The sequence below is a fragment of the Natronocella acetinitrilica genome (genome assembly GCF_024170285.1).
In the GTDB taxonomy this organism is placed as follows: Bacteria; Pseudomonadota; Gammaproteobacteria; order Nitrococcales; family Aquisalimonadaceae; genus Natronocella; species Natronocella acetinitrilica.
Genome location: NZ_JALJXV010000003.1, coordinates 186,342 through 201,946, shown reverse-complemented (window position 1 = coordinate 201,946; position 15,605 = coordinate 186,342). Strand labels below are relative to the sequence as shown.

At 64.3% G+C, this 15,605-nt stretch carries 13 protein-coding genes; 6 read left to right on the top strand and 7 right to left on the bottom strand.

The window, feature by feature from the left end; all coding sequences use genetic code 11:
• Nucleotides 1–26: 26 nt before the first annotated feature.
• From J2T57_RS06875 to J2T57_RS06855, 5 genes are all read right to left on the bottom strand, one after another.
• Nucleotides 27–518, bottom strand: coding sequence for a hypothetical protein (locus J2T57_RS06875; RefSeq protein WP_253476190.1), 492 nt, complete (start codon nt 516–518; stop codon nt 27–29).
• Nucleotides 511–2,988, bottom strand: coding sequence for a DNA gyrase subunit A (gyrA, locus tag J2T57_RS06870; RefSeq protein WP_253476188.1), 2,478 nt, complete (start codon nt 2,986–2,988; stop codon nt 511–513). Before gyrA ends, J2T57_RS06875 begins: the two co-directional genes overlap by 8 nt.
• A gap of 38 nt (nt 2,989–3,026) precedes the next feature.
• The gene (locus J2T57_RS06865; RefSeq protein WP_253476186.1) at nt 3,027–4,955 is read right to left on the bottom strand and encodes a DNA gyrase/topoisomerase IV subunit B; all 1,929 of its coding nucleotides are present in this window, start codon (nt 4,953–4,955) and stop codon (nt 3,027–3,029) included.
• A gap of 91 nt (nt 4,956–5,046) precedes the next feature.
• A complete protein-coding gene (locus J2T57_RS06860) occupies nt 5,047–6,741 on the bottom strand; it encodes an Eco57I restriction-modification methylase domain-containing protein (protein ID WP_253476184.1) in 1,695 nt (564 codons plus the stop codon).
• Between the two features lie 91 nt (nt 6,742–6,832).
• On the bottom strand, nt 6,833–7,393 hold the full coding sequence (locus J2T57_RS06855) for a L,D-transpeptidase family protein (protein WP_253476182.1): 561 nt from the start codon (nt 7,391–7,393) through the stop codon (nt 6,833–6,835).
• Between the two features lie 352 nt (nt 7,394–7,745).
• Here J2T57_RS06855 and J2T57_RS06850 point away from each other — a divergent pair, with 352 nt between their 5' ends.
• The gene (locus J2T57_RS06850; RefSeq protein WP_253476180.1) at nt 7,746–7,955 is read left to right on the top strand and encodes a hypothetical protein; all 210 of its coding nucleotides are present in this window, start codon (nt 7,746–7,748) and stop codon (nt 7,953–7,955) included.
• A 108-nt stretch (nt 7,956–8,063) separates the two neighbouring features.
• Here J2T57_RS06850 and J2T57_RS06845 read toward each other — a convergent pair whose 3' ends face one another.
• Both J2T57_RS06845 and J2T57_RS06840 read right to left on the bottom strand, forming a co-directional pair.
• A complete protein-coding gene (locus tag J2T57_RS06845; RefSeq protein ID WP_253476178.1) occupies nt 8,064–8,555 on the bottom strand; it encodes a hypothetical protein in 492 nt (163 codons plus the stop codon).
• Nucleotides 8,552–9,169, bottom strand: a complete 618-nt coding sequence (locus J2T57_RS06840; protein WP_253476176.1) for a hypothetical protein — start codon at nt 9,167–9,169, stop codon at nt 8,552–8,554. Before J2T57_RS06840 ends, J2T57_RS06845 begins: the two co-directional genes overlap by 4 nt.
• Nucleotides 9,170–9,991: 822 nt before the next feature.
• Here J2T57_RS06840 and J2T57_RS06835 point away from each other — a divergent pair.
• The 5 genes from J2T57_RS06835 to J2T57_RS06815 all read left to right on the top strand — a co-directional run bounded on the left by J2T57_RS06835 (nt 9,992) and on the right by J2T57_RS06815 (nt 15,576).
• The gene (locus tag J2T57_RS06835) at nt 9,992–10,279 is read left to right on the top strand and encodes a hypothetical protein (RefSeq protein ID WP_253476174.1); all 288 of its coding nucleotides are present in this window, start codon (nt 9,992–9,994) and stop codon (nt 10,277–10,279) included.
• Nucleotides 10,276–11,025 (top strand): DotI/IcmL/TraM family protein, encoded by a 750-nt coding sequence (locus J2T57_RS06830; RefSeq protein ID WP_253476172.1) that lies wholly within the window; start codon nt 10,276–10,278, stop codon nt 11,023–11,025. Before J2T57_RS06835 ends, J2T57_RS06830 begins: the two co-directional genes overlap by 4 nt.
• Nucleotides 11,026–11,098: 73 nt before the next feature.
• Nucleotides 11,099–12,265: a DotH/IcmK family type IV secretion protein gene (locus J2T57_RS06825; protein ID WP_253476170.1), complete on the top strand. Its 1,167-nt coding sequence runs from the start codon at nt 11,099–11,101 to the stop codon at nt 12,263–12,265.
• Nucleotides 12,266–12,335: 70 nt separating this feature from the next.
• Entirely contained in the window at nt 12,336–13,814 is a 1,479-nt protein-coding gene (locus J2T57_RS06820) for a DotG/IcmE/VirB10 family type IV secretion system protein (RefSeq protein ID WP_253476168.1), read from the top strand.
• A 103-nt stretch (nt 13,815–13,917) separates the two neighbouring features.
• Nucleotides 13,918–15,576 (top strand): hypothetical protein, encoded by a 1,659-nt coding sequence (locus J2T57_RS06815; protein WP_253476166.1) that lies wholly within the window; start codon nt 13,918–13,920, stop codon nt 15,574–15,576.
• Nucleotides 15,577–15,605 lie beyond the last annotated feature (29 nt).

The following is a 15,605-nucleotide window of genomic DNA, read 5'->3' as shown; positions in this document are numbered from 1 at the left end:
CCTGCTCACTCTCTCATTACAGCGCTTCATGTCTCCTGCTCGCGCCCGTCTTTTACAGCAGTCATCGACCACGCATCGGCAGGCAGCGTGCTGCGCGCGCACTCAACGATCGCGCCGAGCTCCCCGGCAACAAGCTCTCGGCCGACAAGTGCTTTGGCGTAGCGCGATGCCGCCGAGCACTCATCGATCACCAGTGCCGCTTGATAGGCGAGAAGCGCGCTGCGAGCCGGCCTGAGCGCTGCCCGCAAACACTCGACCCTGCGGCGTGCCCTGTACTCGCAGCCAAGCCGATAGCAGATCCCGGCCGCCATGCCCAGTGCGGCATGGCGTGAGATAAGCACGCCGACCAACAAGGTTAGCGCGCTCATGCTCGCAATGGTGTAGAGGATGACGCGACGCTCCCGCGCGCCTCGACGCTCGATCCTCGCCTGCAGGCGCGCCAGGGCTGCCGCCGTCGGCGGCGCCTCCTCGCGCAGGACGCGCCGCTCGAAGTCAACACCCTGGCAGCGCTTAGCCACCCTGCCCCTCGCAGCCATCGTCTGCCACCTCCTCTGCCGCGGGCACCGCGATCACGCCGCGGACCTCGCCGTTTCGGATCATCTGCGCACCGGTGGTGCTGCGCCCGGCAAGCGGGATGTCGCTGCCCTTGATGCGGTTCGCCCCGCCCTTGGTGTTGAACACCAGTGCGTCCTCGCCCTCGGCGAGAATCGTAGCCGCAGAAAGCGGCCCCGAGCGCTTAATCGCAGCGAAGCAGCGCGTGCCCTGCCCGCCCCGGCCCTGCAGCGGATAGGCGTCAACGGCGGTGCGCTTGCCCACACCGTTTAGTCCCACGCAGACAAGCTCCGCAGAGGACTTTGCCGCAATCACTTCGGCGGCGATGACCTTCGCTGGCTGGCCACTCACCGGCAACTTGATGCCGCGCACGCCGCGTGCAGAGCGGCCCATCGGGCGCACGTCGCAGACCGGGAAGTAGATGGCCTTGCCGTGGTCGCCGACAATGACGATGCGGTCCTCCTCGCTCGATGAGATCCGCGCGGCGATGATGCTGTCCCCTTCATCCAGGGTCACGCCCCGCACCCCGCCCTGGCGACCGGCGTTGCGGAACTCGGTAAGCGGCACCCGCTTGATGTAGCCACTCTCCATCACCACCACAAGGTGCAGGCTCTCGTCTTCGATATCAGGGGCTGAGAGCATCGCAACCACATGCCCCTGCTCCAGTCCGTTGAACACGTTCCGGTAGTGCCTGCCCTTCGCACCCGGTGGGCTCTCGGGGATCGCGTGCGCCTTCACGGTGTAGACCTGCCCCACCTCGGTGATGGCAAGCAGATAATCGTGCGTGCTCGCGCTGTGGATTGCCGTCACCACGTCGTCCTCGCCAACATCCATCACCGAGCGGCCCTTGGTGCCGCGGTTCTGGCGGTTGAATGAGGTGACGGGGAGGCGCTTCACGTAACCCTCGAGTGTTGCGAAGAGGATGACCTCCTCCTTCTTCACCAGGTCCTCACTTGTCACCCGGCTCAGTTCATGGCTGATTTCGGTCCGCCGGGCAATGCTATGCGCGGAGACGGCCTCATTGAGCTCCTCGACCAGGATCTCTGCCTGGCGGACGTCGCTTGCGAGGATCTCCCGCAGGTCCGCGACATCGAGTGTCACCCGCTCGTGCTCGTTGCGGATATCAACAATCTGAAGCCCCGTGAGGCGCTGCAGGCGCATCTCCAGAATGGCTGCCGCCTGCACCTCGGTGATCCCAAGCAGTGTGCGAAGCCCGGTGCTCGCCTCCTCGGCATCAGCGGACTCGCGAATCGTTGTGATCGTCTCATCCAGGCGATCCAGTGCGCGGATCAGTCCCTCGAGCACATGGAGGCGTGCGAGCAGGCGGTCCAGATCGTGCTGGGTGCGGCGGCGGATGACCTCGATGCGGTGATCACGAAACACCTCGAACACCCGGCGGATGCCAAGCTGCTCCGGCTGCCCCTGCACCAGGGCCATGACGTTATAGCTAACACTCACCTCGAGATTGGTGAGGGCCAGCAAGTGCATCATGATGAGCTCCGGCTCGTAGCCGCGCTTGATGTCGAGCACCACGCGCATGCCGTCCTTGTTGGACTCATCGCGAAGATCCACAATGCCCTCGACCTTGCGCTCGCGCACCAGGTCGGCGATCCGCTCAACGAGCACGGCCTTCTTCACCTGGTAGGGAATCTCGGTGATGGCCACACGCTGGCCGCTCTTGCGCTCCTCCACGGACCAGCACGCGCGCAGCTTCACCACACCCCGTCCGGTCTCGAGCGCCCGCACGTAGCCATCAAGACCGTGCACCGTGCCGCCGGTCGGGAAGTCGGGCGCGGGCATCTGCCCGATCAGCTCGGCCGTGCTGATCTCCCTGTTGTCCATCCACGCGAGAAACGCGCTTGCCGTCTCGGCGAGGTTGTGCGGCGGGATGCTGCAGGCCATGCCAACCGCGATCCCCTCCACACCGTTGGTCCAGAGCAGCGGGAAGCTCACCGGCAGCACGCTTGGCTCGCGCTCCGAGCCATCGAAGTTGTCGCGGAAGTCCACGGTCGACTTCTGGATGTCAGCAAAAAGGCGCGCGCCAGCGCGCGAGAGGCGCATTTCGGTGTATCGCATCGCGGCTGGAGAGTCGCCGTCAACGCTGCCAAAGTTCCCCTGGCCGTCGATCAGCGGAATGCCGAGCGCCCAGGGCTGCGCCATGCGCACCGCGGTCTCGTAGGCTGCCGAATCACCATGCGGATGGTACTTGCCGAGCACCTCACCGACCACGCGGGCGGACTTCTTGTGGGCGCCCCCTGGCGTGATGCCCATGTCGTGCATCGCGTAGAGGATGCGACGGTGCACGGGCTTTAGGCCATCACGGGCGTCGGGCAGGGCCCGGTGGGTGATGACGGACATCGCGTAGTCGAGATAGCTCGACTCCATCAGGGACTTGACGGGCAGATGGATGATCTCGGCCAACGTATTCTCAGACATTTTCCTACCTCGCTAGAATGGGTTGTGGGCAGGGCCGATCACAGATCGACCGTTGCCTCCTGTGCATTGGCTTCGATGAAGGCTCGCCGCGGCGGCACGTCCTTGCCCATGAGCACCTGAAACACGGGGTCGTCGGCATCGCGGCCACCCTCGCTGTAGCTCACCTGGCCGATCCGGCGGGTCGCGGGGTCGAGCACCGACTCCCAGAGCTCATCGGCATTCATCTCCCCAAGACCCTTGAAGCGCGAGACCTTCCAGCTCTCCGGCTTTGCTTGCTCGGCAAGGAAGGCGTCAAGCTCAGCCTGGTCCTTCAGGTAGCGGTTCTGCTTCCCCTTCTGGACGCGGAAGAGCGGTGGCATCGCCACATAGATGTAGCCGCTTGCGATCAGATCGGGCAGGTAGACGTGGAACAGGGTCAGCAGCAGCGTTGTGATGTGCGCCCCGTCGACATCGGCATCAGAGGTGATAATGATCTTGTGGTAGCGGAGCTTGCTGATGTCGAAGTTGCTCTTGCTGCCAACACCCAGGGCGGTAACGACGTTCTTCACCTCATCACTCTTCAGGATGTCGGCGACGTCGGACTGGTAGGTGTTCAGGATCTTGCCCTTCAGCGGCAGGATTGCCTGGTGGCGACGGTCACGGCCGGTCTTTGCAGAGCCGCCGGCGGAGTCGCCCTCGACGATGAAGAGCTCACACGCCGTCGGGTCCTTGGACTGACAGTCTGCGAGCTTGCCGGGCAGCGAGGTGCTCGAGAGAACCGACTTGCGGTTGACCTCGATCTCGCTTGCCCGCTCCGAGGCCTCGCGCGCACGCTGCGCGAGCTTGCAGCGCTCGACAACCACCTTCGCCTCGGACGGGTTTTCCTCGAAGTGCCGTGAGATGGCGGCGGCGACCGCGCGACTGACCACGCCCTGGACGCCGGCGTTCATTAAGCGGTCCTTGGTCTGACCGAAGAACTTCGGCTCGCCCAGGCGCACGGCAACGGCCGCCACCAGGGCGCCGAGGGTGTCGTCGGGGGTCAGCTTCTGGCCGCCCTTCAGCAGATTGTTATCCTGGGCGTACTGGTTGATGATGCGGGTTACCGCAGCGCGCAGCCCGGTCATGTGCTGCCCATCGGAGGTCGGGATAACGTTCGCGAAGCCGCGCACGCCGCCCTTGTCCCGGTGCCAACGCAGTACGGCGCTCACCTCGATCTCGCCCTCATCCTCGACGCTCTCGACCCCCTCGGCGATGATCGCGCCGTGCAGCGCCTCGCCAGACTGCTCTGCGATGCCATCAATGATCTCGGCGAAGCTCGCGGCGGAGAAGCTGCTCTCCACCACCTCGCCAGCCGTCTCGTCGCGCAGCACAAGCTCAAGCCCGGGCACGAGGTAGGCGGTCTGCTGGAGGCGCCGTGCGACGGCGGCCGGGTCGATCCCTGAGCCAGGCTCGAAGATCGTCATGTCCGGCCAGAACCGCACCTGCGTGCCGGTCGCTTTTGATGCGCCAGTGCGCTTCAGTGCCTCAACGGGGCGACCGCCCTCGGTGAACGCCTGCTCCCAGACACCCCCCTCACGCTCGATCCGCACCTCAAGCCGGGAGGAGAGCGCATTCGCGACAGAGGCGCCCACGCCGTGCAGCCCGCCAGAGACCTTGTAGGAGTCGGCCTTGAACTTCCCGCCCGCGTGCAGCACCGTGAACACCACGGTGGCCGCAGAGACCCCGGCCTTCTCATGCATGCCAACCGGGATGCCCCGGCCATTGTCCTTCACCGTTGCCGAGCCATCGGCGTGCAGGGTGACGATGATGCGCTGGCAGTGCCCGGCAATCCCCTCATCCACTGCATTGTCGAACACCTCCCAGAGGCAGTGCATCAGCCCCTGGCTGTCGGTGCTGCCGACATACATCCCGGGACGAAGGCGCACCGGCTCGAGTCCCTCCAGGATATCAATGTCGCTACTGTCATAGACGTGCTCGGAAGATGTCATGCGGGATCTCTCTCCACTGGTATGCGTAACCCGGGCAGTCGCCCGGGTTCTTCCTTTAATTATGCTTATATTAATTGATACCGTCAATTTTTTACTGCGCCCTCCCTGCGTAGGCATCCCGCACCAGTGACTCCACCTCCGCCGCGCCGGCCCCCCGGGCGAGTATGGACTCAATGGCCGCAAAGCACGCCACTCCCGGCACGGGCATCGCCTCAAGCTCGTAGGCGGAAACTGCAACGGATCCACTGATGCAGCGAAATACCAGGTCGACCACACGGGTATTGAGAAAAGCCGCGAGTGCCCGCGGTGTCGCCGGCATCTCGCCACCGGTCGGTCGGATCACATTGACGTGGTTCTCGACGACTACGGCCCCGCCAAGCGACGCCAGGCGCTCCGCGGACAGCGGCTCGGCGACGATGCGCCGCGCCTGCTCCCTCGCGGTGGTGCGTTTGACGAGCACACAGGGCGCGCGATCAAGCAACCACGCCTGTGCCGCCTCGTTGATCACAATGTGTGTGGCCGCATGCCTCGACGGAGCGCCTTGCGAGCCGATCGTATCGGCCCAGATGATCGGCCGCGCACCGCTCTCCGTGCCGGCGCGAAGCGCTACCCGATGCCGGTTCCAGACCAGCGGACCGGTGCTGACCCGGTAGCCGATATCGGCGAGCCTGCCCGGGAGGCACGTAGCGCCTGCCAGGATCTCCGCCTGCTCAAGTGTCCGCGGGAGAAGCCAGGGGGATGCCCCATCTGCGGGCAGCGCTGCGCTCGCAATTGGTCGCGGTGTCGTCTCTCCTGCATCCAGCACGCCAATCGCAATGCCCTCAGTGGTCTTTCTTCTCGAGAACACCGAGAGTGTGACCTCCTGCAGAACGTCGTCAAACACGCCGCGGCGGGCATCGACGAGCTCGAATGCCGCGGGTCGCGCCACCTCGGCCATGTGGCGTCTCAGCGCCGAGAAGTAGCGCCCACCCATGAACCCGGTCGGGGTGATGAAGCCAATGATCCCCTTCTCGGCAAGCACCTCGGTTGCCTGGTGGAGGAAGAGCCCATAGAGATTCGCGTGGCCGTGTATGGACGCTCGATAGCGATCTCTCATCTCGCCATCGAGCGCCACCCGGCCGTAGGGTGGGTTGCCAATCACGACATCATGGCGGCCCCGATCAGCACAGCGCAGTGTATCCAGGCAGTGGACGATCCGCGGCGCCCTGACTCCGGATGAACAGACCTCCCCGGAGAGCTCGAGATCAACGAATGCCTGCGACAGCCAGGCCGAGAATGGGTCGATCTCCTGGCCACGCACGTGTCCGGCGATATGCTCGAGCAGGTCCTCTGCAGCGAGGCTCGGCAGGGCCCTTCGCACCGCGCGGATAGCCGGAATCAGAAAAGCCCCTCCGCCGCACGCAGGATCAAGCACCCTGTCGCCTGCCCAGTCGACCCCCTCGCGCTCAAGGAGTGAGACCAGGCGGTCGATCAGGACAGGGGGCGTGAAATAGACGCCAAAGCGCGCCCGGTGCTCCCGCGGCAGGCAGGCGGTATACAGCCGTCCGATCTCAAGCGATGCCTGCAGCGCATCCAACCCTTCCAGTGACGCAACGAATGCGCCGAGATCGTCCCCGGCCCTTGCGTCTGGCACGAATGGCAGAAACTCATCGACTGGCGTCAGGCGCTTCCCCGACGCATATCGCGTAAGCGCCACGTGACAGATCTGCCGAGCTGACTCGACAGAGCCGCCGCCCACGCCTCGCGGCAGAACAGGCTGCCCCCGCCCCCTCTGGGCATCCCCCATGGTCGCACCCCTTTCTTTTTCTTGTTCGTGTTGTGCTTGCTATATCTTAAAAGGTTTATTATTAATTCACCACTGGCCCGACCCTTCGACCCTAGCTAATGAAGATCCTCGTCCCCACCGAGACCAGCTTCCCGATTCGGTCAATGCTCGGATCATCAACGGCCAGGCATCCTCGCGTCCAGTTCCGCTGCCCATGGATCTGGCGGCTGCGCCCGCCGAGTCCGTGAAGTCCGATGTAGCCGCCAAGCCGGGTCGTCTGCGGCGGCGTTTTCCCGCCCTCGTGTGCGGCCATGATGGACCGGTACTCATCGGACGAGATGATCCCCTCCCGGCGCCCGCGCTCGGCATGGGCCGGCAGCGGGTAGTTGAAGCCGAAGAAGAGGCGGAAGCGGCTCTGCGGATTCACCCAGGAGAGGGTGAATGACCCCATCGGCGTCACATTGCCACCGCGGACACGATGCTCCGCGAAGCCGCCGGATCCGACAGCCATGGGCTCGATGATCCACTCTGCGCGGCCATCCTTGATGTAGGCGAGCGCGCGCTGTGCTGAGAATGCCGCCAGATAGGGCCTGCCCTGCGCGAGCGCATCAAGGGGTAGGAGCCAGGACGGGATCGCCGCTGCTGCTGCGGCAATGAACTCTCGGCGCTTCATCGGACCTCCGTACGCGTGCTGCTGCATCTGCTGTGATGCATATTTTATATACTTTAAACTAATAATCAATCTCGCTGCTGTCCTGCCACCAGCGGCAGCAGCGCAGCCCGCAAGGAAGTATCTATTTTATTTTTTGCTTTTTATTGTTGACGATCATGGGCAGGCCTGTATAATGGCACTGTTGACGCGGAAAGCATAAAAAGAAGACATGCGTCGGCGGCGCCAAAAGCGCATCGCGCGCCCTCCGTGGCAGCGCCTCGGCCCGGTCAGCCCTCCCTGACCGGGTCTTTTTCTACCTGGCAGTCACGGATTGACGCAACAGACAACAACAACGCGAACAAGGAGATGTTCCATGGAAATCAATATCGATCACGCCTCAGAACTAGAGGAATTCCACCGCAACGAGGCATTGAAGTTTCGCATGCCAGAAGGCCCTGCAGCCACGGGGCTTTGCCTCTACTGCGAGGATGATCTCGAGGAGGGTCGCCGCTGGTGCGACGCCATCTGCAGGGATCGCTGGGAGCGGAGCACCGGCCATGGGCAGTTGCCAGCCGCACGCTAGCACTTGCCTTTTCTTAATTTCCCTGTTATATTTGTGAGCATTGGATCTGGATTGCAGCCAGGCCAATGTTGGGAGCGAGGCGGACAGTGGAGAGACTGTCCGCCTTTTTCATTCTCCCTGTCCGATCAGCACCAGGCTCTCAACGACCCATCCATCGGCGCAGCGGATCTCCTCCGCCAGATCATCCAGGCGTGCCACACCCGAGACGTCGATCCAGGCATAGCACCGAATCGGCCCGTCCGCGCTCATGCGGCGCACGCGTACGCGCGCGTCCTGGATCAGCATCTCCGGGTGCTCCGCATACGCCTGGGAATGGAGGTAGGGCGAGAGCACGATCCAGCAGGGGATCCAGATACCTTGCGCCCCGACTGACTGTGGTTGTTCTGCTGGGTGTCCGAGGTCTGGCCCCGGCCCCGCGGTTAGCTTCAACTCAGCTGCCTCGCTTAGTAGGCCGCGGTCAGCATCATCAGCGCCGTAGATGTCCGTGTAGCTTCGAAGCCGCGCAGCAAGCCGACTGGCAAGCGACACGAGCCTGTCACCTCCCTCTGCGTGCGCACCACCACAACCAGGCGCCAACCCCTTGCCGTCAGCCTCGCTCACTGTGACGCCTCCATGCATCCGGATAATCCACGCCCCAGCGCCCCTTCATTCCGCATCAGTCCCGCTACGAGCGGGACGTCGGCATTCCCGATCCTCTCCAGCCAATGCCCCGTCGGGAGGCCCTCTGGCGCGGCGGCCTCCAGCACTTCACGCACCGATGCCGTCAGGCTACCCGCATCCATGCCGGCGACCACCCCTGCATCGATCCCCTGGCTTCTCAGTGCCGCCGCCGCCGCGCACCGCCTGGCGGCAGCCGCGGTCCTGGCCCGCGCCTGGTCGCGCAGCGCCTGGCAGGACGCAAAGGCATCCTCACGCACCGTGTCCGCGCTCAGGTCCGGGCTGAGGCGCATGCGCTCCTCCCCGTAGGTGACTCCCGCCTCTGCTAGCAGGCGCAGGGCGGCCCCATGCGCGTCCTCCAACTCCCTCACCTGCGGGAGCCCCTCAAGCGCCAGCATGCTCGCAATCCCAACGCTCTCTCGCTGCTCTTCGCTCGCCATGGCGACAGCCTCGGCATACGCGGCATAGACCTCACAGGCATCCTTGCCGCTCGCCCCTGCAGGCGCACTCGCCAGCACAAGGCCAAGCAGCAGCCATTGCCAGAGCAATCCTCTCACACTCCCCACCTCTCGCGGTCACACGACCTGATGATTTTATATACTCGAAATTTTATTGCAAGCTCCAGACGCTCTGGCGTTGCCAGGAAAAAAGTTTGCGCCAGCCCTTGTGAAACCGGAAAACATGTCCACTCCCTACAGGGTAAGGAAAGACCTAGCAGAACCGGATTTAATGCCGAAGGCATTGGCAAGACAACCTCTTTCCTTGTACTGCCTATCTAGTATTTTTTGTAAACAATAACTTAGCCGCCATGCCGTTTTTTGGGCTGCGCGCCATTGCGCCCTGTCTGTGCGCGCAGGCAGGTCAGCATCCGCCCTCTGCCCTGCGCCCTGGTCGTGCTCCTCCCGCCTCTGCAGTCCTGCCGACCATCTTCCACCACTTGCCTCCCCCACTGTCAGCAGCGCTTGCCGGGCTTCCCTCGCTTTATTTTCTGTGGTATAATCTTTATAACTATTATAACTTTTATAAAGTTATATGACTCATACAAGGTTGACCTCGAGCGCGGCCCCCGCCCGGCTGGATAAGGCGTCAACATCGCACTCCCGCTGCTGCCATCGAGGGCAGTGCCGGTGACGGAGCGGGCAATCCAGCTGCCCTCCCCGGCAATCGTGCTGCCTGCCCCTGCTTGCGGCCCTCCATCTGCCGTAACGGCCCCGCTGACAGGCCAAGCGTGCCGTCGGCGCGCGTTGTCCGTCCGCAATCCATGGCTGTGGCCGGCCGAAAGTCCGGCGCCGGTCACTCTTGCGCATGCGCGCGCCGCCTTTGAGCTTCCATGTTTTTAATATCTGGTTTATTATTCGCCCATGAATCATGGAGGCCCTATGGGAACACGGCAGGAGTTCGAGCGGCGCTACGAGGAGCTGACCAGGCTCGGAGAGGCCAACATGCGCAAGGCGCAGAGCGATGAGGGCGATTTTCTGGGCGCGCTCCGCGCCCTGCACTCGCGCATGACGCTCTGCCAGGCCGCCGCGATCGTGCTGCTGCTCTCGCTGCTCATCATCGGCGGCGCCGAGATCCTGCGCTCCCCAGCGGAAATCTATGCAACGACACAGGACGGACGCGTGGTGCCAGTGGAGCCCGTGGGCGTCGACTACCGAGGTGGCAGATGAGCGAATCAGGTAAGAGCACGACCCGGGGCGAGCGCAAGCCGGCTTCCCGAGCGGCCACGAGCACTCGGGCCCGGCCCGCGACGGGCGCCCAGGCCCATCAGGGCCAACAGAATCAGCGCGGCGGTGATGTTGTTACCCTGCGTCGGGACTTCACCCAGGACGTCGCCCGGGCGGCGAAGCGCACGCTACTGATCAGCGTCGGCTGCCTCCTGGCGGCGTCCGCTCTCGCGACCTTCGCGGTGATGAAAAAGGAACGCACTGTCTACATCGCCGCTGATGAGGGCGGGCGGATCATCAACCTGATTCCGCTCTCAAGCCCCAACCACAGCGACCCGGTCGTCGCCAACTGGGTCACCCGGGCACTGGTCGGCACCTTCCAGTTCAACTTCGACAACTATCAGTACAGCCTGAACGAGTCCGTCCAGGAGTTCTTCACCTCGGAAGGTGGCTCGCGGCTCATCCAGGAGCTTGATCGCAACGGGACGATCTCAACGATCCGCGACCGCGAGCTGCTCCTGAGCCTCGTTGTCGACCAGGTGCCCATCATCACCGACAAGGGGCCAATCGAGGGCGGTCGGTTTTTCGCCTGGCAATTCCAGGTGCCCGCGACGCTGACGTTCCGCAATACCCGGAACCAGAGCTTCACCAACCGCGTTGTCTTTACCGTCACCGTCGCGCGGCGTAGCGTGCTCGAGGACCCGAACGGGCTTGGCATCACCCGCATCGTGATGACCCAGCGCGACTAACGCCGCCTTGTCATGCGGGCGTCAGGATGATATTTTATTTTAACTATATAAATTCAAGATGGATGGCCCCTAGATGAAGATGAGCGGACACATGGCCCGGGGTGGCTCACTGCTCTGCGCAGCCGTCGTGCTTGGCGCGTTCAGCGTGCCGGCGTTTGCGCAGTCAGAGGCAGAGCGTATCGCGCAGCGGCTGAACCAGTCCTCGCCTAGTGCGGTGGCTGTTCGTGACACCACGCCCGGTCGCGATCAGGTGCTTGGCGAGTACCGGCCGGGCAGCGACGCGGATACGATCGAGGTCGAGCGCTTCGGGCTCGAGGCCGAGCTGACCCCGCAGGAGCGGCGGCTGATCGAGCAGCGTCGGGATGCTCTCATCAAGTACCTCTACGAGCAGCAGGAGCTTGAGCGGGCGCGCCGGGCGCTTGAATCAACCACCCGCGATGAGCGTCTGGAGGATCTGATCCGATCCGAACTGCCGCTCACGCCCGAGGAGATCACCGACATCCGGCGCCGGCGCCAGGATGCCATCCAGGCAGAGAATGCCCCCCTGATCCGGCCAGATATCAAGATCCAGTCGGTGCGCTACAGCGTCGATGATCCTGAGCCTCTGGTGGTTCGCGTCGCAAAGGGCTATGCGAGCTCGCTCGTGTTCTTTGACGAGACCGGCAGTCCCTGGCCGATCGCAAATGACGGAATCCTGGGTGACCGGAGCTCCTTCTCCTCGCACGTTGTCTCCGAGAAGCGCAACGTCGCGGTGTTCGAGATTACTGCCGAGTTCCGGGAGAGCAATGCGCTGATCGACCTCGACGGACTGTCCTCGCCGGTTGTGGTCAAGCTGGTCGGCGACCAGGCCAACGTCGATGCGCGCACCTCGGTGCGGATCCCGCAGTTCGGGCCAATGGCGCGCGCCGCCGGCGGCACCTCGACCCAGTTCGAGGAAGTGCCAACCGCGGTGATCGACATTCTCAATGGCACCATTCCCGATGGCGCGGTCGAGTACACCCTCAGTGGCGCACCCGGGCGGGTCATTTTCTACAACGACTGGCTCTACGTGCGCACGCGGGCGACCCTGATGTCCCCGCCGCCGAAGGCCGCCGTCTCCTCCCCGACAGGCTTCACGGTCTACCAGATCTCTCCGGTGACACACCTGCTCTTCAGCCATGAGGGCGATGTGCGCGAGGCCCAGATCGAGGAGCGGTTCCAGGTCAATATCGACAACCAGCGATCGATCTTCGGTCGATAACAAGAACAAGGGTGCGCCAATGAGCTTCTTCGGAAAAATGAATAACGCTGTCTCCCCGCGAGCGCGCGTCATGATGATCATGTCGATCGCCATCTCGATGGGTGCCGCCCTGCTTGGCATCTATCTCTTCTCCGGCAGCTCGTCGGCGCCCGAGCCCGCGGGGGGCGCATCCGTACGCCTCGCGCCCGATGAGCGCCAGATCGCTCGCGCCCAACCCGGGGACGAGGACCTCTTCCCGGAGGGCTCCCCTGCGCGGCAGGAGATTGATGAGATTCGTGAGCGGCGGATCGAGGAGGCGCAGCGTGACTCCTCGGCGACCTTCATCGACACCATCCGTATCCGCAACGAGGCCCTTGCCGATGAGCGGCGCATTGCCCAACAGATCAACGAGCAGCGCCGCCCGTCCACCGGGATTGACGATGTCCGTGCCAACGAGCAGGCCCGCGCCGCCCAGGCGAATCCACGGGCGCCAGCGGCCGTTCCTGTCCAGCAGCCCCACCCTGCAGATCGCGCGGCGCCGGGCGCTGCCGGCGCCGCGCAGTCCTATGGTGTTGTCAGCATGGTGGACCCCATGTTCATCCGCTCGGAGCTCGAGCGGGCCAACAGTCGCAACAACGCGCTTGGCAGCGCCGTCTCGCGTGCCGCCGGCATCGAGGATCGTGCCCGCCCGCTCGACGCCTCCGGTGCCTCCAGCGGCGGCGGCTCCCGCCCGGGTGGCAGTGCCCGGCAGTCCGGCAGCAGCCAGCCGGGTGGCAGCGGCTACTACGATCAGTACTCCTTCAGCGCCCAGCACGGGGTCCAGGTTCCCCAGGACAGTGACATGGATCGCTTCCGGGTCAACCTGGTTGACTCCGAGGGCAATCCGATCGAGCAGTTCGGTCCGGGTGGCAGCCGCCCGCCAGCGACCGCGCGGTCAGGCTCGGCGCAGCAGGGTGGTAGCGCACGCTCCACAGGCGAGTACCCCAGTGATCGCGCCGCCGCCGCACACCGTGCCGGGCAGCAGAGCAAGCTCATCAATGTGGGCACCCAGGTCTATGCCTACCTCCATAATGAGGCCAACTCCGATGAGCCCTCGCCGCTCTTCGCGACCGTGCTTCAGGAAGGCCCGCTCAAGGGCGCTATTCTGACATCCACGGGGCCCCAGCGTGTGGGAGAGAAGCTGATCCTCCAGTTCAATACGCTTGCCATTGGTGATCAGACTTACAGTGTCGATGCCCTCGCCACAGAGGTGGATGACTGGCAGACCCGGCTTGCCGATGGCGTCAATCGCCACACCTTCGAGCGCTACTTCAAGCTCGGCGCGGCCGCCTTTGCGAGCGGCTATGTGCGGGCATTGAGCGGGACGACCACGACGTCGGGCACCACCGGCACCACGACTGTGCAGGAGCGTCTGCCCGATAGTCGCGACCAGGCCGCGGTTGCGGTTGGGACGATTGGCGAGCGCCTGCTCCCGAAGTACGAGGCCTATTTCGATCGCCCGCCCACCATCACGGTGCGCGGCCGTCGCCCGATCGGCATCGTCTTCATGTCGCCGCTCGAGCTGGAATAATTAATATAGTCTAAATAATTGACCAAACGCCCCTGAGGCAGTAATGTTTCAGGGTAACCGGGCCGGCGAGAAAGCGCCTGTCGACATCACATGGGGTAAAGTAATGGCTTCCAAAGACGATGATCTGGATCTTGATGGACTCGATGAGCTTGATTCGAGCGGGCTCGGCGAGCTTGATGAGCTCGATGGCCTCGATGAACTCGGCCTTGGCGACGACTCGGATCTGGACTCCGCCGAGGGTGACGATCCACTGGATGCCTCCGACAACGACTTCGCCGACGATGAACTGGACGCTGGCGACGATGCGTCGGATGACACCGATGATGATTTCGATGCCGAAGACGACACCGACCTCGACGAGGTGGACTTCGATTCGCCGGGCGAGGGTGGTGACGACATCGAGGACCTGGAGCTCGAGGAGTCGGTCGCCGACAGTGACGGCGCCGCCAAGTCCGGTTCGCATACCGGCAAGATTCTCGCAGCCGGTGGCGCCTTCATGCTTGCCATGCTCGGTGGCGCGGGCTACGTGCTCTTTGGTGGCGGCCAAGTGCCGGCACCCGCTGCCCCTTACGCCCCGACGCCGCCGCCGATCGGCGCCGCGCCGTCCATGCCAAGCTTTGACGATGAGGGCATGCGGACACCCGATGAGGGCGAGCGCTCTGCCACGACCCAGTCTTCCGAGGTGGCCCGGGCTGAGCCGCCCATGGCGATTGATGCCCCGGTCAGCCAGAGCCAGTCCATCGCCGATCAGCTGAACGCCGGTATCGCGCCAACGGCGCGCTCTAACGATCCGGGCGCGCCCGCAGCGCCTGCTGCCGATTCGTGGTCCGCGGAGGCGGACCTCACCCCGGTGAGCGCCCCCGCGCCTGCTGGCGTGACGCTGGAGCAGGTCAAGTCCGTGGTCTCCGAGGCCGTGTCCTCCGAGATTGACCGGATCATCGAGGCAGGTAACCGCAACGCGGCGGCCCGCCCCGAGGACTCGGCTGTGCTCGATGAGATCCGCACGGTCCTGCGCCGCGTGGATGGCTCGGTATCCGGGATTGAGCGCGAGATGGAGCGCATGGACACCCGCCTGACCGGTCAGTTCGACGCCCTGGCCGACCGGATCACCGCACTTGAGGAAGCGGAGCAGCATCGCCAGAACCAGGTGGCCGAAGCGGCCGAGCCGACAGCGGACGAGATGAACGGCAGCTCCCGTGAGGAGTCCTCCGCCAATGAGCTCGTCTCCTCTGTGCCCGCGGCCTACTACGAGCACCTGGTCGGCCGCCGGCGACTGGAAGGATTCAAGGTCATCAACAAGACCGGAGATGGCACCATGACCGTGGTGCGCACCCCCTCGGCACGGGTCAATGTCTACTTCGTGGGCGAGGTCTTCCGGATCGCCGGCGACACGGTGACGGTGACCGACATTCTCGCCGATGGCAAGCTTGTCCTCGGCCGGGACACCCGGGGCAATCGCTGGTTCATCGACGGCATCCTGGAAGAGCCGCGCCGCCAGGCCCAGCGCCAGGCGACATCAGCACCGGCCCAGAACCAGGCGCGTAGCGAAAGCGAGTCCTCCCGGTCGAGCGATTCGAGCGCCCGCACCGAGGGCTGGAGCCTGAATGCGGTCATGAGCAGCGGCTACCTGGTCAAGGACCCGAGCGGCCAGTTCATCGCCGTCTCCCGGGGGGATCGCATTGCCGACCTCGGCGAGGTCATCGGCCTCACCGACAGTGGCGGTCTTCGTGTCGGGCGCCACGTGATTGGCAAGGCGCGGTAACGCCCCGCCTATCAATAGGGTGTCCAGAG